Raw genomic sequence first — 22,641 nt, 5'->3', positions numbered from 1 at the left:
TTCCAAAAATTCGTTTGAATTAAGCCTTTTCTACCTGGCCAAATTCCAGCTCAACCGGAGTTGAGCGACCGAAGATCAACACTGCTACCTGCAAGCGTGACTTCTCGTAGTTAACCTCTTCAACCACACCATTGAAGTCGGCAAATGGACCATCGGTAACGCGAACCATTTCGCCTGGCTCGAACACAGTCTTTGGACGTGGCTTATCAACACCTGATTCAACGCGCTGAAGAATCTCATCCGCCTCACGCTGAGTGATTGGTGCTGGCTTATCAGCTGTACCACCAATAAAGCCAAGAACACGTGGAGTGCTCTTTACTAGGTGCCAAGTCTCATCATTCATGACCATGTTGACCAACACATAGCCTGGGTAGAACTTGCGCTCTGACTTACGCTTCTTACCGTCACGGATCTCAACAACCTCTTCGGTCGGTACCAAGATGTCACCGAAAAGATCTTCTACGCCGTTACGCTCGATAGCTTCCTGCAGGCCAGCCATAACACGCTTCTCATAACCTGAGTATGCATGCACAACGTACCAACGTTTGTTTTCAGAGCTCATATTTTCCCCTTAACCGATGAAGCCAGAAATAATCCAGCCCAACAGCGAATCCAGACCCCAAAGTAGAAGACCGATAATCAGCACTGCTACAACCACAATACCGGTTGTCTGCAGAGTCTCCTGACGCGTAGGCCACACCACTTTACGAATCTCGTTCTTAGCTTCTTTAAATAGCTGGAAGAACGCTTTACCTTTTGCCGTTTGCAGCGCGATTAAGCCCGCCACGATCGCCAAAGCCACCAAAGCCAGTACACGATAAAGCAGCGACTCGTTGGCAAACATTGAATTACCAACAACGCCAACTGCTACAAGCGCGACAACAATCAGCCACTTAAGACCGTCGAGCTTGGATGCTTGGGTTTCTACTTTTGCGTTCACGTAAAAGCCTCAGGTTAAAATCAGATAGCCTACTTGTTTCAATAACTTACCATCTCAAAAGAGATGGCAGGGTAGGAGGGACTCGAACCCCCAACCTGCGGTTTTGGAGACCGCTGCTCTGCCAATTGAGCCACTACCCTACAAGTAAGGGACGCGCATTATACCCGCGTCGCCAGCGTAGGAAAAGGGGTAAGACCCTTTTTACTTGAAAAACCTCTGAGCACTACTCGTTGAAAGAGTAGACCGGGACACCGAGCTTGCCGAGCGCCCTGAAGACGGCGCGTATTTAAACAGGGAGACCGCACACAAGCAAGCCGTTAATTGAGGTCAGAGCCCTATTTTCGCGAATTTATCGCCTTCTAATTTAGTGGGAAACTGGGTCTGCCCCTTATTTCTGAAGCGCTACTATCTGATCCAACAGTTCTTGAGGCACCTCAACACCCTCAGACTCGTGCTTAGCACGCAGCTGTCCACGGCGTTCACCTGGCACTCGTACGTCATTGTCCTCGGTTAGATCTGCCAACATCTGCTCGAGGTGTTCGACAAAACCAGAAGCGAAATAGTCAGGACAAAACGCAATAATAGTTTGTCCCACATTTGGCGGACCGCCGTCCTCAGTCGAGAACATAGACGCTTCGTATGAGCAGTTGCTGCCACTAAGTACGCCACCGAGAATATCGACCATCAAGCCCAAGCCAAAACCCTTCGCCCCCCCCATCGGGAGTTGAGCACCTTTCAAACCCAGCGCAGGATCAGTCGTTGGATTTCCCTCGGGATCGATCGCGTGTCCAGGTTCGATAGACACGCCGTCGCGAGCCGCTTTTACGAGGTTGACCCTTGCGGTAGATGCAGTTGCCATATCGAACACTAGTGGTTCATCACCGGCACGGGGGGCAGCAAAGGCCATCGGATTGGTTCCAAAAAACGGCACTTTCCCTCCATGAGCCGCGACCGCTTTTGAAGAGTTAGCGTACATCAAACTAACCAGACCTCGTTTAGCCAGCCGCCGTGTAAACCAACCCAACACACCCGCAGAATAGGAGCGATGGATCACCATAGTAGCCACACCTTGCGCCTTGGCCGCCTCAACTAACTGCTCCTCGGCGTGTAGATAGGCTGTATGACAAAAACCGTGAGCAGCATCCACGACCACTGCTGACGCTGAACTTTTTACAACGCTAGGTTGTGCATCACCAAGCACTTTGCCGCAACGAAGGTGTTTCAGGTAAAGATGGATATAACCTAAACCGACATTGCGAATTCCCTCGGCTTCAGCGTCCATCAACTCAAGCGCTGCGGCTCGCGCCTGCAGTTCGGAGGCGCCACATGTACGGAGCGCGTCGAAGCAGAGTGCCTCTATCTGTTCTAGGGAGAGTTTGGGCATTAGTTTTAATTCCTGACCGTTGGTTTTTAATCACAATGTACTCGCTAGGTAACACTGCCTATTTTTGTGCAATAACGCAAAAGTTGCCTAATCGCGACAGGCTACTTACCTACCCTACCGACTTTGAATATTCTTGCTCGATAGCCAACTCTAGCGGGAGGCCGCAATCATGAGCAAGATGGAACCCTACGTTCGCCCGTCTCGACTACTGAGACCCGATGGCTCACCGGACAACAACGATCGTGTAGAGATTGGGCCCACCCAACTCGCCTTTAATGAATGGCGCGAACTTGGACTTACCGCACCCAACCTTGAGGCGATGCGACACTACCGCCTCGATAGAATTGTGCAACAGCTCCAAGCTCAAGATCTCGCCGGCATCCTGCTATTTGACCCACTTAATATCCGCTACGCTACCGATACCACCAATATGCAGGTCTGGATTACGCACAACCATGCACGCGCCTGTTTCGTTTCAGCGGACGGGTACATGGTGCTTTGGGACTTTCACAACTGCGACCACCTCTCTGCACACCTGCCGCTGGTAAAAGAGGTGCGTTCAGGCGCTTCATTTTTTTACTTCGAAACAGGCGACAAGACCGCTGAACATGCGGCTCACTTTGCCCAAGAGATCGATGAACTCCTGCAAAGTCATGCCGGTAGTAACAGACGCCTGGCGATCGATAAGATCGAGATAGCAGGGCTTTGGAGCATTGAAGCGCTGGGTATAGAGGTCAGCGATGGACAGCGCGTCATGGAGCACGCACGTGTCATCAAGTCGCTTGATGAGATCAACGCCATGCGCTGTTCAATTGCAGCCACAGAGGCTGCAATGCACCTGATGCGTGATGCCAGCCAGCCCGGCGTGACCGAAAATGACATCTGGGCAGTTCTACACGCCGAAAATATTCGTCGCGGCGGCGAGTGGATCGAGTGCCGCCTGCTCTCCTCAGGCCCTCGCACAAACCCCTGGTTCCAAGAGTCCGGGCCGCGCGTAGTCCAAGCGGGCGATATGCTCGCCTTCGACACAGATCTTATCGGCCCTTACGGCATCTGCGCAGATCTATCTCGCTCCTGGATCATCGGCGATGTGAAGCCCACTGCAGAACAGAAGCGTCTCTACAAGATCGCCTACGAGCATATTCAAACCAACATGAGCATACTCAAACCTGGGATGACGCTTGAAGAGATAACTCAGCGAGCCCATCGCCTTCCAGAAGAGTTTCGTGCGCAGCGCTATGGCGTCATCATGCACGGCATTGGTCTGTGTGATGAGTACCCCTGCGTGCGTTACCCAGAAGATGTCGAACATCACGGTTATCCCGGAGTGCTTGAACCCGGAATGACGCTTTGCGTCGAGGCCTACGTTGGCGCGGTTGGCGGAAAAGAGGGCGTAAAACTGGAGGATCAGATTTTGATCACCGAGGATGGTTTTGAGAACCTTACCCGCTTCCCATATGAAGACGAGCTACTGCGCGGCTAAATGACGGGGCTCAGAGAGCTACTCTGAGCCCCGCTTTTAAGAGGGGAAATACTCTGAGCTCCAGCTCTCAGAGGCCACTCCCTGTTCAATCAACGCATCGATCTCGGCGTCGGTGTAACCTGCTTGCAGCAACACCGCTCGGGTAGACGCACCATATTTCTCACTGGGTCGTGGAGCTATCAATGGGGCGCGACGTGATCGCACAGCACAGGCGTCCAGCTGCACCACTTTGCGTCCCGCCGGATGGTCAGGGTAGATACTAAAAGCATAACTGCCGTGTTCAGTACCGCAGCTATTGTCGTAAGGCCGACTGTACTCGGTACGCAAGGTCTCCATCTTGCCGCACGGGGCCGCTGCAAGATTGTAGAGCTGGAACTGCTCCACCCACTCCTGTCGAGTGCGAGTTGCAAGGATAGCAGAAAGAAACTCTTGCCTCTCCGAGTCCAGATCTGGAAGTTTACCTACAACCGCTTCCAAAGAGGCGAGATCAGGCTCCTGACAAGCGATCATCATCCAGCCATCCGCTGCCTCGTAGAGATGCTCAAGCGCATTATACCCACGCACATACGGACCACTGGGCTCATTGAATGAGCCCCTCCCCTGAAAATCATGACAGAAAGGAATCTGCGCAAGCCCGCTGAGTGCCGAGAGCGAGGTTTTCGGGCGTCCTACAGCGCTGGTGCGCTGGCGTTGGTAGAGCGCAGCAGCGACACCGACTGCACCACCGAAGCCACACATCACATCAATAGTGCCGACATGAGCGTGCTCCTCAACCCGATCCATCGACCCACCGAAACGCTGCATAATGCCGGTGCAGGCCTGCACCAGGTCATCATAACCAAGGTAGTTGGTTTTAGGTCCCTGACGAATACCACTGAAGCAGTCGAGCTGGCAGAGAATCACATTCGGGTTAATCTGCTGCAGATGTTCGCGGTCCAGTCGCATCTCAGCTACCTGGGCGTCAGTTGCATTCCAGACAACTACATCCACCTGTTTAATCAGGCGTTCCAGCGCCTCGCGTCCTGCACCCTCACGAATATCCAGCAAGGCGGAACGCTTGGAGCGCATATGCGACATACCGAAGATAACCGTATTCCACGCATCGTAGAGCGGTGTAGCCGGGTCGATCTTAATCACCTCAGCGCCGAACCGGGCAAAATAGCCCACCGAGTGCGGACCCGCTATAACGTTACACAGATCCAGCACCTTCACACCTTGCATCCAAGGCTGATCGGCGTCGGTGAAGGTAAAATCTGGACGCGGATTCTGCGCTAGACGCTCAAGGGCATCGCTGACGTTGCCCCAGGTTCGTCCTGCGGGAGTTGCCATCTGCTCAGCGCTTTCACGGAACCACACCAGCGGACCGGGCTGAAGCATTCGTCCGTATTGCGGATCGTCTACCTGCAACATGAGGCCCGCCATTTCGACGTGATCATCATACATCCACTCTTGCAGCCAGCGCTGACGAGCTCCAGGAAACTTACCCCAGCCAAAAATTTTCTCCCACTCCGCTGCACTGCGGGTCAGGAAGATCTCTTTCATGCGCTCTGCGATCTTATCTGCCCAGCGTTTGGGTAAGGGGTATACGCCCAGACTCACATCAGAAGTCCACTGGCTCTGTGGCAGATAGGTATCGATCTGCTCCTCCAGCCCTTCGGCTAGAAGTTCATCATATATACCGAGGGTCTGTAGGCAGCGTTTAGCATGAAAACGGTGACTCGGGCAGACCACATAGAAGTAACGGCCATCTTTGCATCTATAGGAACGGTAGAAGGGGTCCAGCAGCTCCTGAAGATCCTCAAAGCTTAGATCCATCGGCAGGTTCTCAGCGCGACGGCGGTTGATCTCCTGCTCACGCTGAGTCAGATAGCGCTCGGGCAGGTTTTCAATTTCGATCGAGTTGTAACAGAGACCTTCCATCACGGCAGTCGCCAACGGAACTTCGATATGGTCACCATAGCCGATACGCTCGCGGGCCTGCAGTGCAATTACCACTGACGATGCGGCTAACATAGTGCCGTACGCACTGCTGAGCGGAAGTGGAGAAAATGAGGGATTTATCCCCATGAGAACACGGTTAAGCCCCATATCTGTAAAGACACCAGACTGAGCTGCAACCACGCTCTCAAATGCGCGCCACTGTGCTCGCAGGGTGTCATTGGAGGCAAACCCAGGAATGCTTAGGGTAATCAACTCAGGGCGCTGCTCTCGCAGCGTTTGAAAATCGATACCCAAGCGTGCCATTACGCCATTGCGAAAGCCCTCGATAACGATATCGGCTTGATCAATAAGAGCGAGCGCGTCAATGAGACCCTGCTCTGTTTTGAGGTCTATCTCGACGCTCAATTTATTGCGATTGAGGACGGCATTTGCTGGATTATCCCAGAGCGCGCCACCCGGCGGGTCAATATGAACGACTGTGGCACCCAAATCGGCCAGTATCATCGCGACCGCAGGACCTGCAATGTACTGCCCAAAATCGACAACATTCACGCCACTCAGGGGAAGGGGTGACTGACTCATCTGCCGAGCTCCTCTTAAAATTGTTCAGCAAAACCGCACTTTTAACTGAAACGAAGAGGTTCGACTTGCGTCATTGCGACGCTTTAATCGTTATCCGTAACACCGGCTCCAGCCCCCTTGAGACGAGATGCCTCGGACTCTGGCGCATAAGTCTTGTATTCAAAAATTTCAAGTTCACTCCAGAGCGATGAGCTAACATCCGCTCGCAAGATCGGCTCTGCAGATTGCGCGTAACTTGCAGTCTCGGACTCCCCAATCAACTCAAGTCTCATAGAGCTGACACGCGCGGTTTGAAAATCGAGTTGTGTGTTGTGTAACTTCGCTAAACGCCCCTGAAACCCGAGCCAAACCCAGTATTCTCCAACGGCTGGATCCTGCGGTGCTGAAGGTACCACTCTCAGGTCTAAATCGTAGGCCCATTGAGTCAGTTGGTCGGCACATTTTTGATTCTTTAGGAAGTCTGCAACCCAGGTATCCAGACGCACATTTAGCTGCGCCAACCATAGGAGTGATTTAGCGAACTCCTCGCTCAACCCCCAAGGTAGACCCGCACCTTTGGCGGCTTTTTTTAGTCGAGCTTCAAGCTCATTAAAACTGACCTTCACCTAACCCCAGCCCTCACAATTCTCCATCGATAGCTCAGTAGCATAAGGGGCATCAGCAAACATACAGATACGTAGCCATCGATCAGAGCGAGGGTCGAAATAGTTGGCACCAAAAAATGAGAGCTTGAGACGTAGCATATCGATCGGTTTGAGCTGAGCTGAGATGGTGTTGTCGTGAATTTCGCCGAAGGGCGACTTGCACACCCACTGTAGCCGCCGCGCAGTGTGACGATGCTCGGGGTGCTGCAACAAGAAGCTTGCGAGATTTATTGCATCGCTCTGACGCAGCGCTGCGGCAAAGAGCGCCATATCACGCCCCGGTGCCAAAGGCTGCTCGTAGGGCTCCACCGGTTCATCAGCACGCTCAGCTAGACGCGGCTCCAGCTTCTCCTGCGAAACATACCAAACACGAGCAGTATCTGACGCGTTCCAGTCACGCTGCAGCGCCCAGTCGAAATGCTCATCTATCGCATCCAGCGCTTGGCGCAGTGACCAACGCCCGTCAATCTCATAGTCGCTAGACTCATCAATCGACATCTGCTCTGACCAGCGATCAGCGATTTCGGGATAAGCCTCTAACAGACAAGTTATCCAGAACTCCCGCCCCTCATCTGAAAGCTGCTCCTCCGCCCACTGCAAACTAGCCGACGGAGATGAAAGATCTACTGCATCTAAGTTATCAAGGTCGCGCCTTAGCTGGGAAACCCGCTCAACTTGATACGGATGCGTACTTCTCCAGCGCGGCAGATTAGCCTGCCCTTTCGAGAGCCGAGCCAAAGCCCGAGAGAGATGTTCAGATGCAAAACTGCCGCTCTCACAGATCTCTGCGAGCGCGCCCTCGCGCGCACCGATCCAACGGTCAATCAGACGCGGATGGTTAACCAGAAATGGCGCCATACCCAGACCTGTAGAGTTACCAATACCGAGCGTACGCGCCAATTCAGGGGCGAGCTCGACAGCCGCGTTACCTCCAACGTTGCGTGCGCATTGATTAATTAGATCCAGCACAAACTGGCGAATCAAGAAGACTGTTAGCATCTCCGCCTGAAAGGGTGAATTAAACTCTGGACGATTAGCAATCGCAAAACGGTCACAAAGCCCGAATTTGCCGGAACCATAGACCGCAGTAGTGCGCATCAAATACCCCACTTCATTGAGGGTATGGAGACCCGGCTGCTCTCCACGACTCAGGGCCTCTACCACCGTATTCCAGAGTCGCACCGAACGATTGGCGCGCGAAAGGCAAAGTTCAGTCGGCGTCAAGCGAGCCGTCTCTTGCCCGGGCACCTGCGTTTCCAAGCGAGCTACATCGTGTGGCGTCGGAATGCCGTCAAACAGGCAAAACGTGGCATCCCAAGCTTGAGCAATGACCCGGTCTGATCTGAGCTCGTCGGGCAGATCGTGGGCAAAAGCCACCAAGGAGTAGCTGCGCTCTGGCCCATGCATGGTTAACACCGCACGCCCCACGCCCCGCTCATCTATATCAAACAGACCCTGCTCATAGCGCCATTGCTCCCGCCCCATTCGCCTTAGCAGTTGGTGCATAAAACTCATACGGCTCGGATGAAATGAACCAAGCCGATTCAGTTTCATTAATCGATCAGGTGTACGAAGCGCCATACTCATCTCACCACCTCCAACGCTTATCTAGATCATCACTCTATAGCGGAAAAGTTATCGCGGAAGAAGCGGTGCCAGTTATCACCCAGCACCAGCCCCACCTCTGTTTCAGAAAAACCGACGGCAGAGAGGCCCGCCTCCAAGTCATTAAAACCCCGGCTATCAGCGAACCAATCAGGCTGATCAGGAAACCCTGGAGCGGCTTTGGAGCCCTCACCAAAGTCAATCTGCTTCGTCCAGCGACCAACTCGCATCCACTCTACAACCGAATCGGGTTGATCCTGACAGAGATCCGACCCTATACCGATGTGCTCAATACCGTACTTATGTGCAGTATCAGCCACCATGCGACAGAAGCTTTCCAGTGTGCAGTCACTCTTATCCTTCAAATGGTGTGGATAGAGCGAAAAGCCGATCATGCCACCGCTATTAAATACAGCGCGCAGAACCTCTTCGCGTTTATTGCGCAGTGCCGGGTGCCACTCATGCGGATTGGCATGCGTCACAACGATCGGCCGCGATGAGATTTCGGCCGCTTCTATGGTACTGCGGTCACCCGAGTGAGACATATCAACGACCAGCCCTACACGGTTCATCTCGGCGATAACCTCTTTGCCCATTCGGCTAATACCCGCATCGACTGGCTCATAACAACCGGAAGCCAACAGCGACTGGTTGTTATAGGTCAGCTGCATAAAGCGTACACCGAGCTGGTGCACGATCTCGACCAGACCTATGTCGTCCTCGATTGGGCTGGGGTTCTGAAAGCCGAAAAACACTGCAGTTTTATCACTGGCATGCGCCAGCTCTACGTCAGCTGCTGTTGTACCCTTGAAAATCAGCTCTGGAAATCGCTCAAAGTGACGGTTCCAGGCTTCAAGGTTGGCTACCATCTCACGGAAATTTTCGTGGTAGGCGATCGTGACATGAACCGCATCTAGTTGCGCTTCACGCCACTGACGGAAGATCTTCTCCGAATAGTTGCAGTACTGAAGCGCATCTATTCTCATAAATCATCACCTGCACTGATGTAGGCCGTCTTAACCACGGTAAAGAACTCATCCGCTGTGCGACCCTGTTCACGCGGGCCATACGAGCTCTCCCCGCGGCCACCAAAGGGCACGTGATAGTCCGTACCGGCCGTCGGCAAGTTAACTGTAACTACGCCGGTCTGAGCGTTACGGCGGAAATGGTTAGCCCGTGCCAACGAGCGCGTGACAATACCTGAGGTAAGCCCGAACTCAGTATCGTTTACAACACTGAGCGCCTCATCATAGCTACCCACCTTGATCACCGAAGTCAGCGGGGCAAACATCTCTTCGCGGTTGATACGCATATCGTTGCGCGTACCCAGGAACACCCCGGGGCTCATGTAGAAGCCAGGCGTGGCAAGTTCCAACTGCTCGCCGCCACAAGCCAGCTCCGCACCTTCACTCAGTCCCAGACGGACGTACTCGAGGTTCTCATCCAACTGAGTTTGCGACACAACGGGGCCCATCTGTGTGCCCTGCTCGAGCGCGTGGCCCACCTGCATCGCTTTTGCTCCGGCAATAAGCTTCTCAACGAATGCATCATGAATCCCCTCGTGCACCACTAAACGTGATGAGGCCGTACACTTTTGACCGCTACCACCAAAGGCTCCACCAAGCGCAACCGCAACCGCAAGATCAAGGTCGGCATCGTCCATCACGGCCAATGCGTTTTTCGAACCCATCTCCATCTGCAGTTTGGTGAAGTTGCTCACTGCAACCTGCGCGATGCGTCTACCGACGGGCACAGAACCGGTGAAGGATATCGCCTTAACACCTTTGTGCGCCGCCAGTGCCTCACCTACTTCTGAGCCTGAACCCACCACCAGGTTGAACAGCCCCGCGGGTATATCCTGTTTGGCGATAATTTCAGTCAACGCTACAGCTGATGCCGGCGTAAGGTTTGCCGGTTTCCAGATAACCGCATTGCCGTAACAGAGAGCCGGGGCGATCTTCCAGGCCGCCGTTGCGGTTGGGAAGTTCCACGGACTAATTACGGCAATCACACCCACCGGCTCGCGACGCACATCTATCTCAATATTGGGGCGTACCGAATCAGCATTCTGGCCTAACTGGCGCAGACACTCGGCGGCATAGTAGGTAAAGAACTGGCCGGCTCGGTAGATCTCGCCCTTACCTTCAGCCAGAGGCTTACCCTCTTCGCGGCTGAGCAACTCGCCAAGTTCTGCGCTGCGCGCCATCAACTCTTCACCGATCGCCTGCAAAACCGCCTGACGTCTCTCTAGTCCGTAACCCTTCCAGACCGCCTGCGCCTCAGTCGCGGCTACGACTGCCTGATCAACTTGCGCCGAGCTGCCTTGAGCAAAAAGCCCGATAACATCACGTGTATCCGATGGGTTTATATTTTCAACTTCGCCTGAACCGTCAACCCAGGTACCGCCAATGTAATTCTGATAGCTTTTTGTCATCTCTCTTCCTAACTCATTTAATACTAATAACTAGCTGCGCAGACGAACTGCAATGTTTTTAGTAGCGACGTAGTTCAACATGGCCTCGCGGCCCTTCTCACGCCCATAACCACTCTGTTTTACTCCGCCGAACGGAGTCTCTACGCCACCCGCGAACCACTCATTAATGAATACCTGCCCCGCGCGCAAGCGGCGCGCCAGTTGCAGACAAGCATTGATATCCTGACTGAATACCCCCGACACTAAGCCATAATCCGTGCCATTAGCAATCGCCAGCGCCTCTTCGTCGTCCTGATACGGAATTACACAGAGGACAGGACCAAAGACTTCTGTCTGAGCGATATCACTCTCAGCTGTTACTTGCAGGACCGTTGGAGGGTAGAAGGCGCCCTGACTCGGCGCACTACCCTGCGCCAACATGAGGGCACCAGCATCCAGGGCTTGTTGCACCAGCTCAGCCGCCCTGTCGCGCTGCGCGGTATTAACCATAGCACCCATTATCAGGCTCTCGTCAGCTACCGCTGAAGCCTCCCTTACCTTGATAGAACTCACCAACTGCGTAACACGCTGAGTGAACTCTTGCAGTCGATCCTGCTGAATAATCACGCGCGAGAGGGCTGAACAGACCTGACCGGCACCAAAGAAAATCCCCCAGCGCACGCTCTCAATGACCAGCTCCATGTCAGCATCTTTGCGCACGATCGCTGCCGATTTACCACCGAGCTCCAGCACACAGGGAATTAAGTTTTGCGCAGCGGCCGTGGCAACACTACGACCGGTCGCAACCGATCCAGTGAACACCACCTGATCCACATCGCTGTGGCCAGCAAGCGCCGCGCCAGCTACCGCACCCTCACCACACACTAGGTTCATGACACCCGCAGGAAACTCAGCATATTCTGCTGCTAGTGCAAAGTGCCGGCTCGAGAGCGGGTCAAGTTCGGGGGATTTAATAACCGTCACACAGCCAACCGCTAGCGCGGCGCCCACACTGCGCCCAACCATCTCTAGTGGATAGTTCCAGGGGATAATTTGCGCTGAGATACCCAGAGGCTCAAGCTCAGTAAAGTCGATATAGGCATCACCCAGCGGGATACTATCGCCCTGAAAGTTATCGGACTGACAGCCGTAGTACTCGAAGTAGCGGGCCGTACCATCAACCTCAATCAGCGCCTCAAACAGCGGTTTACCGGACTCTGCAGCTAACTCAGCAGCTATCTCCATGCGGTTGAGCGTGAAATACTCGCCGAGTTTACGCACCATACGTCCGCGATCTCCCGGACGCATGCCCGACCAGGTGCGGTCGTTAACCGCCTGGCGAGCAGCTTGAACGGCCGCATTCACATCGTCTACCGACGCAAGGGCCTGCTGACCAATGATATCGCCTGTGGCAGGATTCTCGACATCAACCGTCCCGGCGCCACCCTCATACCAGGCTCCACCCCAATAGTTTTTATACACCTTGGGCCTCCAACGCTGCCGCTACCCATCGATGGAACACATGGGTTGGCGGATCCATCACGGGAGAGAACTTCCCGCCATCGAACCCCGGCGAGTGACGACCGCGCTGCATCGCCTCAACGACACCAATGTCCTCTTGGAAAACTTCCTGCCAAGCTTTGAGTACCGAATTGCGCGCCGCAGCGGTTGAGCTATCCGACACCACACCCGGCATGTAAAACAGACGCAGCCTCTCCTGTGTCCGTTCGGGACCTCGCGGAAGCAACAACATCGCAAAGGCATGGTCCGCTTGCAGCCCGAGAAGCACATTTGGATAGAGGCTGATGTACTCGGCGTTCTCTATGCGCTCCGCTGGCCAGTCCGGAATCTTGGGTAGTTGATAGCCCTCAAACTCAGATAGGCGGTAAGCGGTACTCCCTTGGCCGGAATAACTCTGTTCAACGATATTGTAGTGATCGTCGAGTTTCGAATAGCTGTTCAGACCTGGATGAATCCAGGGTAGATGGTAGGCTTCGCAGTAGTTCTCCACCGCCAGCTTCCAGTTACAGGCGAGCTCCTGCTCCCAGTTACCCGATTCAGCGTCTGCCTCCAGTGCTTCATAGTCGCCAGCGGGATGAAATTCAGACCAGCGCTCAAGTAAACCACTAATACGCTCTTCAAACGGGCCCGCGTTACCATTCAGATCGACAAAGATGATACCCATCCAGATATGGCTTTTTACCTCTTTCAGACCGTGCTCTTCGCAGGCGAGGCCTTCAACCTGGTGTTTGTTTATACCACCAACGTGAGGCGTTGCTACCAGCTTACCCGTCAGGTCATACGTCCATGAGTGATAGGGGCAGCAAAGCATACCCATCAACGTCGTCGGCTCTTCAGCTAGAGCTACACCGCGGTGAGAGCAGACATTATGGAAGACACGAATGACATCGTCTCTGTCACGCACTGCTAAGAGGGGCATCCCCGCCAGCTGCACCGGATAGATTGAACCCTTCTCGGGTAGATCAGAGGCGAAGGCCACACCGGCCCAGCTCGCACCAAAAACAGCATCGCGCTCCTGCGCATAACCTTCTGCGGTGATGTAGTAGTGATTCGGCAATCCACGCGCCTGTTCAATATCACCCTGGACTCTGTCGAGATTGATAAGCGGTATGTTCATCGCCGCTCTCCTCTGTATGATTATTCGTTCCAATTATCGGTTAGCGCAACGACAGCATCAGCTGCATGTTTGAGCGCGTCAAACAGCGACTGGGCTGAGGATCTCGGACCCAAGACTTGCCATTCGTTCTGAGCTAAACCTACCACCCAACAGCCAATATGCTCAATCTGAGTTCGCACTGCCTTACCACTTGAATATGTAGCTGGGGCGTTCGCGACCAGACGCTCCAGCATCAAAGGAGCTTTCGATCCACGCAATGCGAAACCACACCAGGCGTCACTCTGGTCAGTTAGGGCCACCAGCCCATCCAATGATTCAAGATTTGGTAGAACACCTTGGAACAGCCACTGCCCCTGACCCAGCGGCAGCACAACACAGGGACCTAAACTAGCCTCGGTGGGTGCCGGCAGGCTGAGTCCCTGCTGTTGCAGACATTTCTGTACCTGCTCAAGCTCGCCTTTGAGTGGCGCAATAGAGAGCCGCGGGGTGTTATCCAGCAGTTCAATACTTAACTCCATTAGCTCATATTTACCCGTGCGCAGCGCCGGAGCTTCAGTTAATTTAAACACGTAAGCGCTCCCCTTCAGGATCAACAAAATGGGGCGAAACGACTTGAACCTTCACGTCAGCGCCATCCAACAAGCTCACAGCTCGCATCTGGGTATCCATGTGCTGCTGCGCGTCACGGATAAAGCCTATTGCAATGTAGCAGCCTAGATTAGGCGAATAACAGGCGCTCGACACCCAACCTAGGGTGTGGGCCTGCTCGGCAGGAGCGCCATTGGGAACCAACCAACTACCGGTAAGAATCTGCTCCTCTGAGCGAAAACCGACAAGTCGCAGAGTGCTATCAGCCAGTTCTGTGCGATTTGCCAATACCCGACCGATGCTATCTTTGGTTTGCGCCACCATCTGCCCCAACCCAAGATTAAGTGCTGTGGTGCGGCCATCAAGTTCGTTGCCTGCTGCATGTCCCTTCTCGATACGCAGAACGCCTAGCGCCTCAGTGCCGTATGGGACTGCGCCTAGATCCTTACCCACATCCAGCAGCGCCTCCATCAGACTATTACCAAAACGAGTTGGCACGGCCAATTCGTAGGCCAGCTCGCCCGAAAAAGAGATGCGGAACAGACGCGCCGGCGTACCGTCAATCAGCTGAGTCTCAGCACAGGCCATAAAACCGAAGGCCTCATTACTGATATCCAGATCAACCACACGCTGCACCAGCTCACGCGACTTCGGCCCGGCAACAGCAAACTGAGCCCAGGCCTCAGTTGTAGAGATCAGGTGTACATCCAAATCTGGTGCCAGACACTGATGCACAAACTCCATGTGTCGATAGACCGATACTGCATTGGCTGTGGTTGTAGTTACAACGAAGTGATTCTCCGCCAGACGCGCAGCCGTACCATCATCAAAGACAATGCCGTCCTCGCGCAACATCAAGCCATAACGCGTCTTACCGATGGGCAGTTTGAGGAAGCCGTTGGCATAGACTCGGTTCAGAAATTCCGCCGCATCGCGCCCTTGAACATCAATTTTTCCCAGAGTCGTGACGTCACAGACTCCCACTGCTTGGCGCACAGTTAAAGCTTCACGGTCGACCGACTCGCGCCAGTGCGTCTCACCGACAAGCGGGAAGTAGGAGGCTCGAAGCCAGTTTCCAACGGTCACAAACGCAGCACCGCGGCGGGTGGCAAACTCATGTGATGGCGTCAAACGGGTCGGCTTGAAATCCTTACCACGAGCTCGCCCCGCTAACGCACCAATAGCAACCGGCGTATAGGGCGGGCGGAAAAGCGTCGTACCGACTGACTCTATCGATTCGCCAGAGTGCTGACTCAGTACACCTATACCCAAAGCGTTGGCGTTCTTACCCTGGTCCGTGGCCATACCCAAGGTGGTGTAGCGCTTAAGATGCTCGACACTGATGTAACCCTCTTGATGTGCGAGTTTAATATCTTTAACCGTCACATCATTTTGCGGATCGACAAAGGCGGCACCTTTTACCGAGACATCCCAAACCGGTTCCCAGTTGCCCTCGAGATACTCACCCGCAGCCGAACCAACTACCTGCATCCCAGGCGGCAGCTTAGTGCCCGGCACAAAACCACCGGTCTCTGCAGACCAGATTGGCCGGCCGCCCTGATGGCAAGCGAGTTGAATCCGTGGATTCCAACCGCCTACTACCGCTAGAGCCTCGCAATTTATCCAGAAACGGCGCCCCTGCTGCTCAATCTCGACCCCAGTTAACCGGTGCCGCCCGCGGGTATTCACAACCTTTGCATTGGTAAAAGACTCAACACCGTCCACCGACTGATGCGACGCCCGTGTATCGACCCAGACAACCTGTGCACCAGCAGCGTTCAGGTCTACCACCGTCTTACGCGCATCATCGTGGCAACCAAACACCACGCAGCTATCACCTGCCAGCACCCCGTAGTAGTTCAGGTAACCGCGTACAGCACTTGATAGCATCACACCGGGGCGATCATTGTTATCGAATGCGATCATCCGTTCATGCGCACCGGTCGCTAGCACCGCTTCTTTGGAGTAGATGCGCCACAGCGTTTGTCGTGGTGCCTTAGCCTGAGGTTGTGCAAGATGGTCAGTATTGAGTGTCACGGCAGAATAGACGCCGTGATCGTAGGCGCCTTGAACCGTTGTGCGCTTCATAACGCGTATGTTTGCATTCGCTTCAAGCTCTGCGACCAACGAGTCAACCTGGGTTAGCGGTGCGGACTCAAATAACGCAACGCCTCCGAGACGTGAGAACTCCTCACACAGGATAACTTGCTTACCCTCTTTCGCCGCTGTCAGCGCCGACTCAATGCCGGATAGGCCGCCACCAATGACTAGCCTGTCACAATGTAAGAACCCCTTATCATAATGCGCCTCATCCTCAACCTCGCTAAGTCGACCCAGGCCAGCAGCACGGCGAATTATTGGCTCGTACACGGACTCCCAAAACGACTTGGGCCACATAAAGGTTTTGTAGTAAAACCCGGCCGTCAAGAAGCGACTTAAGCGATCATTGATAGAGAGCAGGTCAAATTTTAGTGACGGAAAACGGTTCTGACTGACAGCACATAATCCATCATACAGCTCTTGCGTAGTGGCCCGCGTATTTGGCGTTTGGGATCCGTTCGAACCAACGGTAACCAACGCATTCGGCTCCTCACTTCCCAGAGCGAGCACGCCGCGAGGACGGTGATACTTAAACGAGCGCCCCACTAGCAAGGTGTCATTAGCGAGCAGGGCCGCAGCTAGGCTATCGCCCTCTCGCCCCTCAAGCTGTTTACCATCAAAGTTGAATCGCACTACAGAGGTACCAATGCGGCCTGCAGAGATACGACGGCTCATAGTGCTACCTCGCTCGCAAGCCGCACATCCAAAATCTCATGCGTCAGCGTGTTACGTGTTACAACTAGCCAGGAGCGGTCGCCTTGCTCGTGATACCAGAGTTCGCGGTGCTCACCGGCAGGGTTATCCCGCAGATAGGCATATTCAGTGAATCGTTCTAAGGCGTCCTCAGCCATAGCGTCAGGGCGGTGCAACAAACTGGCATCGCCTTTGTAAACAAACTCCTGAGCGTCTCGCGGTCCCAGCAGTGGATGGTTAATCAGCATACAGACCTCTAGTGCAAGTTGGGCTGAGCGCCCTGACCTTTTTCATCTATCATGGCGCCCCGAGCAAACCGGTCGAGGCGCATCTGCGCGGCCACCTCATGCGAGGTACCAGTAGCCAGCAGATGCGCAAAACAGAGCCCAGATGCAGGCGTCGCTTTGAAGCCGCCGTAGCACCAGCCACCATTGAAGTAGAGACCTTTGATATCGGTGCGATCAATAAATGGAGAGCCATCCATGCTCATATCCATAATGCCACCCCAGCTACGCAGCATACGAGCTCGGCCAAGCATCGGCATTAGCCCCATGGCCCCCTCGCAGACATCTTCAACCACGGGCATATTGCCGCGCTGGGCATAGGTGTTATAGCCATCAATATCGCCACCAAATACCAGGCCGCCTTTGTCCGACTGACTTAGATAGAAGTGTCCCGCTCCGAAGGTAATTACACCGGGTATTACCGGCTTTAGACCCTCAGAGACAAACGCCTGTAGTACATGGGATTCGATAGGCAATCGTAAGCCGGCTTTAGAAAGTAAGCGACTCGAGGAGCCTGCCACGGCGGTACCCACTTTATTCGCGCCAATAAAGCCGCGACTGGTTTCCAGCCCAGACACCTGACCATTCTCGATGCGAAAATCGAGCACCTCACAGTTCTGGATGATGTCGACGCCAAGTTGATCGGCCGCGCGCGCGTAGCCCCAGGCCACGGCATCATGGCGCACAGTACCGCCGCGGCGCTGCAAAAGACCACCCATTATAGGGAAACGTGCATCGTCGAAATTGAGATAAGGGTAGAGTTTTCGGACACCCTCAGCGTCTAGCAACTCTGCATCAGCACCCTGCAGCAACATGGCGTTACCACGCTTTCGGAAGGCGTCACGCTGAGCATCGGAGTGACAAAGATTGAGAACGCCACGTTGGGATACCATGGCGTTGTAGTTGAGCTCCTGCTCCAAACCTTCCCAGAGCTTCATCGACAGTTCATAGAAGGGTTCGTTTCCAGGCAACATATAGTTGGAGCGCACAATCGTGGTATTGCGACCGACGTTACCACCACCCAGCCAGCCTTTCTCCAGCACCGCAATATTGCGCAAACCATAACGGCTCGCAAGATAGAAAGCGGTAGCCAAACCGTGACCGCCGCCGCCTACAATGACGATATCGTAGTGCGGTTTGGGAGTAGGAGTACGCCAGGCAGGGCCCCAGCCTTTGTGATTATTTAACGCCTCTTTGATGACGCGAAAAATTGAGTAGTCCATATTAGACCTAGCTTATTGTTGTTCTTCCAGAGTAAATCAGAATTTACCTGAAACACTTGCTTAAAAACGCAATTTTTTGTCCAAATTAGGCAAATCATGTTCACACTTTGAGAGCATCATCAGAACACAACAACAAAAAACGGAACTTCTATCTATGAGCATCCCCGATTCGGCTAAATATCTCATCGTTGGCGCTGGCGTTCACGGACTAAGTACCGCCTATCATCTGGGCGCTAGTCTCAAAGCCAAAGGTGAAGATCCAGCTCAAATTCTAGTCATCGACAAACAGGATATCGCAGCTGGCGCATCAGGGATCGCTTGCGGGGTTGTACGCAATAACTATTTCCAACCAGCCATGCGCAAACTCATGGCACACAGCGTTGATATTTGGGAAGAGCATGCTGCCGCACTGAGTTACCACAATGTCGGTTACATGCAGATCAGCCCTGAATCTATGCATCAAGATGTTGCCAGCATTGCTTCCCAGCAAAGGGATATCGGTTACGAATCTCTTTTTATAGAGGGTGAAGCAGATAGCCGCCGATATATGCTCGGACTATTTGACGACTGGCAAGCTAAGGGAATCACCAGCGTTCTCCATGAGAAGCGCGGTGGCTACGCCAACAACCGTGCTGCAATGGTCGGACTGGCCAATATGGCGAAGGGTTTGGGTGTGCAGTTTGCCTCGGGAGTAGAAGTTAACGCGATCAACAAAGATAGCTCTGGGTCGATTAGCAGCGTTGAGACAAGTCAGGGGCAAATCAGCTGTGAGCAGCTCATTATCTGTCCCGGTCCTTGGGCGAAGCAGTTCTGGGACATGCTTGAACTGCCCAAGACTATAACGGTCAGAGACGCTCAGGGCGTCGATCACACCGACGTTAATATGTGGCTCTACTGGTCGCTACAAGAGGGAACTCTCGGGGTAGATCCGGGTTTACAGAGAACCAATGACGGTTCAGCGCCGCCCGTACTGCATGTCGACAGTGACGCCCCACTGCACAGTACAAGGGACGGATCGCTGGTTACCGATAAGATGTGGGGTATCTATTACAAGCCCGACCTCAACTTTGGTGGCATCCAGGGCGGAGCAGCGCCCTTCCCAGTGCAACGTGATGCTGACCAGGTGGCGGTGGATCCCTATGGGCCGAAAAGTCCTGAGTTTATTGTCGGCGAAGATTTCGCGCACATGTGGGTTAGCGCCCTGGCTCACTGCCAGAAACGCTTCGAGGGGATGCTACCCAAATTTAAGAAAGAGCCAAGCGGCGGCATAGGTGCATTCACACCTGATAGTTTCCCTGTGTTCGATCGTTTCTTTGAGAACTGTACGTTTTTAGCTGACTCAAACCACGGCTATAAGATGATAGGTGTCGGAAAACTCGTTGCTGAAGAACTGACGAGCGGTGCAAGGTCTGAACTTCTGCTGCCCTTCAGATTCAGCCGCTACGCCGAAGGGGACCTTCACCCTACCTCCAATAGCCCCTTCCCTTGGAGCTAACAGCCAACAAAACCCAAAATAAAAAACCCGAGCCTGTATCGACACAGGCTCGGGTTTCGAAAGAGGGTGTAGATCCGATCAGATCTTCTTAGCAGCTTTGTTTGAGGCTTTGCTAGTGTTGCCAAACCATGGCGTAATTGCACCACCCAGGCCAGAAGCCATTAGACGCAGGTGCGCAGCACGAGATTTCGCAAGACGATCTTTTTCTTTAAGGAAAGATTCACTCTGGTACATGCTTAGGACTCCCTAAAAACAATCAAATTACCTAGCTTGATTGCAGCCCTTGTGGGTCAGCGCGCGCGAGAATACGCCCAGACTTGCTCATCATCCAGTGATTTTTTTACATCAAAAAGACGAGAAAAATTCAACTTTTTTCTGAGGCCCCTCAACCTAAAACTAGAACAGTATCTAGCCCGTATAGCTGGCTCCCAGAAACAAAAAAGGCACAGTTCCGAAGAAGTGCGCCTTATATTTAGAGGAGAGAAAAAACCTTAGCCTACCCACTCCTCTTTTGCCCGCTGCGGCACCATCGCTGCAACAATATCGTGCATATCGAAGTAGCCTAGCTGCTGTCCATTATCCTCAACAACAAAGCTCTTGGATGTGTCCCCGCCCACCATCTCTATGACCGACTCAAGATTATCATCCGCAGCAACAGGCAGCGCCACTGAGAGATCCTGACCATCGAGCGGCTTCATGATTGAGCGCGTACGCAATACGCGAGCACGGTTAATATCACTGACAAAGCGTTCAATGTAGACATCGCTTGGGTTGAGGATTATCTGCTGCGGTTCACCCTGCTGGATCACATAGCCATCCTTGAGAATGACCAGGTGGTCAGCCAACTTCAGCGCCTCATCCAGGTCATGGGTGATGAAGATAATGGTCTTGTGCAGCTCTTTCTGCAGCTCTAGCAATAGATCCTGCATCTGCGAACGAATAATCGGATCTAGCGCAGAGAAGGCTTCATCCAACAGCATGACTTCAGAGTGAGCACAGAGGGCGCGGGCGATACCCACACGCTGCTGCATACCACCACTGAGCTGGTTCGGATAGCTATCTTCAAAGCCTTTCAAACCCAGACGCGCCAGCCACTTTTCAGCCTCTGCGCGCTGTTCCTGCTTACTTGCGCCGCCCACTTCCAGCGCCAACGCAGCGTTTTCCGCAACTGTGCGATGCGGGAAGAGCGCAAACTTTTGGAACACCATCGACATACGCGTGCGGCGCATCTCAAGTAGAGCCTCGCCTTGGAGCGAGAGAATATCCTCACCGTCGAGCAGAATTTTGCCCGCGGTAGGTTCAATTAGACGATTAAGATGGCGAATCAGCGTCGACTTACCTGAACCAGAGAGGCCCATAATGACGGTGATCTCACCCTCTTTCATATCCACATTGATATCTTGCAATCCGAGAACATGCCCATGCTGATCTAGCAGTTCAGCCTTGGTCATCCCGTTTTTCACAAGGTCGACTTTTGAAGCGCCATCCTCACCGAAGATCTTGTAGAGACCCTGAACCGATACTTTAACTTTATTACTCATGATCAGTCCTTAGTGATTCGACTGCGTCGCATTGACACGATCCAAGGCAGCCTTAGATACGCGATCTAGCAGAATCGCCAACAGTACAATTGCAAACCCAGCAACGAAACCTACACCCAGGCGCAGGTTGTTGATACCGTCCAGTACCAGCGTACCCAAGCCAGGTGCTGATACCAGCGAGGCAATTACCACCATCGCCAGCGACATCATGATAGTCTGGTTCACACCCGCCATAATGGTTGGCAGCGCCAGAGGAATCTCAACACCCCAAAGCTTCTTACGCTTATTCAAGCCGTAAGCTTCAGCAGCCTCGATAACATCGGGATCTACCAGTCGGATACCGAGATTAGTTAACCGCACTACTGGTACTATCGCGTAGAGAATAATCGCTAGGCCATAGAGCTTCGGCTCTGTAATTTTGAACAGGAAGATGAGCGGAATCAGGTACACGAAGGTCGGTAGTGTTTGCAACATATCCAAGACAGGCGTTATCGCTCTTTGCAATCGATCGCTTTTTGACATAGCGATACCTAGCGGAACACCCAGCACGACACAGATTACCGTACAAACAAAGATTATCGCCAAGGTTTGCATTGCGTGATCGTAGTGATCAATAAATAGAAAAGTCGCGAGGAACGATAATACTAGAGCACCGATTTTCCAGCTCTTAGTAACGAAAACGCAAAGCATAAACAGCAACGGGACTAACGCCCACCAAGGCGTGGAGGTAAACAACCAGAGCGCACCATCAAGTGCCCAACTCAATGGTTGTGTAAGAGGATCCAGGACCGTACGCAGTGCCGGTCTGATAGCCAAAAAACCATCTTCTATCCCCGCGGTGAAATCACGTGTCTGAGGGACCTTTGCACAGGCTTCATGCAGATTATCCAAGGAGGGAAATTTAACGTCGTACCAGTTGGATTCACCACCCTTGAGTTTTCCAAGGGACATAAGAGAAGGCTTTTTGTCTTCATCACACCACTCGCGCATACCGAGCAGGTCGAAAAGACCGGAGTAACTACTCATCCGAGATCCTTTAGTGTTCTTGTCGTTTTTTATGCGCGCCCCAAGGGGCGCGACTTTGAAG

Annotated in this window: 19 protein-coding genes and 1 tRNA gene; 2 read left to right on the top strand and 18 right to left on the bottom strand. The window is 53.4% G+C overall.

Annotated features, from left to right (window positions below):
* Positions 1 to 19: 19 nt before the first annotated feature.
* From nusG to AC1WNR_RS02640, 4 genes are all read right to left on the bottom strand, one after another.
* A complete protein-coding gene (gene nusG, locus AC1WNR_RS02655) occupies positions 20 to 562 on the bottom strand; it encodes a transcription termination/antitermination protein NusG (RefSeq protein WP_481642993.1) in 543 nt (180 codons plus the stop codon).
* Positions 563 to 571: 9 nt separating this feature from the next.
* Positions 572 to 940, bottom strand: coding sequence for a preprotein translocase subunit SecE (gene secE / locus AC1WNR_RS02650; RefSeq protein WP_481642992.1), 369 nt, complete (start codon positions 938 to 940; stop codon positions 572 to 574).
* 64 nt (positions 941 to 1,004) lie between these two features.
* Positions 1,005 to 1,080: transfer RNA gene (locus AC1WNR_RS02645), tRNA-Trp, on the bottom strand.
* 248 nt (positions 1,081 to 1,328) lie between these two features.
* A complete protein-coding gene (locus tag AC1WNR_RS02640; protein ID WP_481642991.1) occupies positions 1,329 to 2,324 on the bottom strand; it encodes an Ldh family oxidoreductase in 996 nt (331 codons plus the stop codon).
* Positions 2,325 to 2,493: 169 nt separating this feature from the next.
* Here AC1WNR_RS02640 and dddP point away from each other — a divergent pair, with 169 nt between their 5' ends.
* Positions 2,494 to 3,807: a dimethylsulfonioproprionate lyase DddP gene (dddP, locus tag AC1WNR_RS02635; RefSeq protein ID WP_481642990.1), complete on the top strand. Its 1,314-nt coding sequence runs from the start codon at positions 2,494 to 2,496 to the stop codon at positions 3,805 to 3,807.
* 36 nt (positions 3,808 to 3,843) lie between these two features.
* On the opposite strand, the gene AC1WNR_RS02630 is transcribed toward dddP, so the two are convergent.
* The 11 genes from AC1WNR_RS02630 to AC1WNR_RS02580 all read right to left on the bottom strand — a co-directional run bounded on the left by AC1WNR_RS02630 (position 3,844) and on the right by AC1WNR_RS02580 (position 18,518).
* A complete protein-coding gene (locus AC1WNR_RS02630; protein ID WP_481642989.1) occupies positions 3,844 to 6,330 on the bottom strand; it encodes a CoA transferase in 2,487 nt (828 codons plus the stop codon).
* Positions 6,331 to 6,413: 83 nt separating this feature from the next.
* Positions 6,414 to 6,935 carry a DUF3726 domain-containing protein gene (locus AC1WNR_RS02625; protein WP_481642988.1) on the bottom strand — a complete coding sequence of 174 codons (522 nt, stop codon included), beginning with the start codon at positions 6,933 to 6,935 and terminating at the stop codon, positions 6,414 to 6,416.
* Positions 6,936 to 8,561 carry a hypothetical protein gene (locus AC1WNR_RS02620; protein ID WP_481642987.1) on the bottom strand — a complete coding sequence of 542 codons (1,626 nt, stop codon included), beginning with the start codon at positions 8,559 to 8,561 and terminating at the stop codon, positions 6,936 to 6,938.
* Positions 8,562 to 8,590: 29 nt separating this feature from the next.
* Complete coding sequence (locus AC1WNR_RS02615; RefSeq protein WP_481642986.1) at positions 8,591 to 9,565, bottom strand: membrane dipeptidase; 975 nt, start codon at positions 9,563 to 9,565, stop codon at positions 8,591 to 8,593.
* Positions 9,562 to 11,013 (bottom strand): aldehyde dehydrogenase family protein, encoded by a 1,452-nt coding sequence (locus AC1WNR_RS02610; protein WP_481642985.1) that lies wholly within the window; start codon positions 11,011 to 11,013, stop codon positions 9,562 to 9,564. The genes AC1WNR_RS02615 and AC1WNR_RS02610 overlap by 4 nt, the downstream gene beginning before the upstream one ends.
* Positions 11,014 to 11,043: 30 nt before the next feature.
* Positions 11,044 to 12,474: an aldehyde dehydrogenase family protein gene (locus AC1WNR_RS02605; protein ID WP_481642984.1), complete on the bottom strand. Its 1,431-nt coding sequence runs from the start codon at positions 12,472 to 12,474 to the stop codon at positions 11,044 to 11,046.
* A complete protein-coding gene (locus AC1WNR_RS02600; RefSeq protein WP_481642983.1) occupies positions 12,467 to 13,630 on the bottom strand; it encodes an aromatic ring-hydroxylating oxygenase subunit alpha in 1,164 nt (387 codons plus the stop codon). The genes AC1WNR_RS02605 and AC1WNR_RS02600 overlap by 8 nt, the downstream gene beginning before the upstream one ends.
* Before the next feature lie 20 nt (positions 13,631 to 13,650).
* Positions 13,651 to 14,199 (bottom strand): sarcosine oxidase subunit gamma, encoded by a 549-nt coding sequence (locus tag AC1WNR_RS02595; RefSeq protein ID WP_481642982.1) that lies wholly within the window; start codon positions 14,197 to 14,199, stop codon positions 13,651 to 13,653.
* Complete coding sequence (locus tag AC1WNR_RS02590) at positions 14,192 to 16,993, bottom strand: 2Fe-2S iron-sulfur cluster-binding protein (protein ID WP_481642981.1); 2,802 nt, start codon at positions 16,991 to 16,993, stop codon at positions 14,192 to 14,194. Before AC1WNR_RS02590 ends, AC1WNR_RS02595 begins: the two co-directional genes overlap by 8 nt.
* The gene (locus AC1WNR_RS02585) at positions 16,990 to 17,259 is read right to left on the bottom strand and encodes a sarcosine oxidase subunit delta (RefSeq protein ID WP_481642980.1); all 270 of its coding nucleotides are present in this window, start codon (positions 17,257 to 17,259) and stop codon (positions 16,990 to 16,992) included. Before AC1WNR_RS02585 ends, AC1WNR_RS02590 begins: the two co-directional genes overlap by 4 nt.
* 8 nt (positions 17,260 to 17,267) lie before the next feature.
* Positions 17,268 to 18,518, bottom strand: coding sequence for a sarcosine oxidase subunit beta family protein (locus AC1WNR_RS02580; RefSeq protein ID WP_481642979.1), 1,251 nt, complete (start codon positions 18,516 to 18,518; stop codon positions 17,268 to 17,270).
* A gap of 154 nt (positions 18,519 to 18,672) precedes the next feature.
* Here AC1WNR_RS02580 and AC1WNR_RS02575 point away from each other — a divergent pair, with 154 nt between their 5' ends.
* Complete coding sequence (locus AC1WNR_RS02575; RefSeq protein ID WP_481642978.1) at positions 18,673 to 20,013, top strand: NAD(P)/FAD-dependent oxidoreductase; 1,341 nt, start codon at positions 18,673 to 18,675, stop codon at positions 20,011 to 20,013.
* Positions 20,014 to 20,091: 78 nt separating this feature from the next.
* Here AC1WNR_RS02575 and AC1WNR_RS02570 read toward each other — a convergent pair whose 3' ends face one another.
* From AC1WNR_RS02570 to AC1WNR_RS02560, 3 genes are all read right to left on the bottom strand, one after another.
* Positions 20,092 to 20,247 carry a hypothetical protein gene (locus tag AC1WNR_RS02570; RefSeq protein ID WP_481642977.1) on the bottom strand — a complete coding sequence of 52 codons (156 nt, stop codon included), beginning with the start codon at positions 20,245 to 20,247 and terminating at the stop codon, positions 20,092 to 20,094.
* 257 nt (positions 20,248 to 20,504) lie between these two features.
* Positions 20,505 to 21,554, bottom strand: coding sequence for a quaternary amine ABC transporter ATP-binding protein (locus AC1WNR_RS02565; RefSeq protein ID WP_481642976.1), 1,050 nt, complete (start codon positions 21,552 to 21,554; stop codon positions 20,505 to 20,507).
* 9 nt (positions 21,555 to 21,563) lie between these two features.
* Complete coding sequence (locus AC1WNR_RS02560) at positions 21,564 to 22,580, bottom strand: ABC transporter permease (RefSeq protein ID WP_481642975.1); 1,017 nt, start codon at positions 22,578 to 22,580, stop codon at positions 21,564 to 21,566.
* Positions 22,581 to 22,641 lie beyond the last annotated feature (61 nt).

This window comes from Marinobacterium marisflavi, assembly GCF_982447095.1.
Note: the sequence above shows the minus strand (reverse complement) of the source record. Positions and strands in the feature narration are given on the sequence as shown.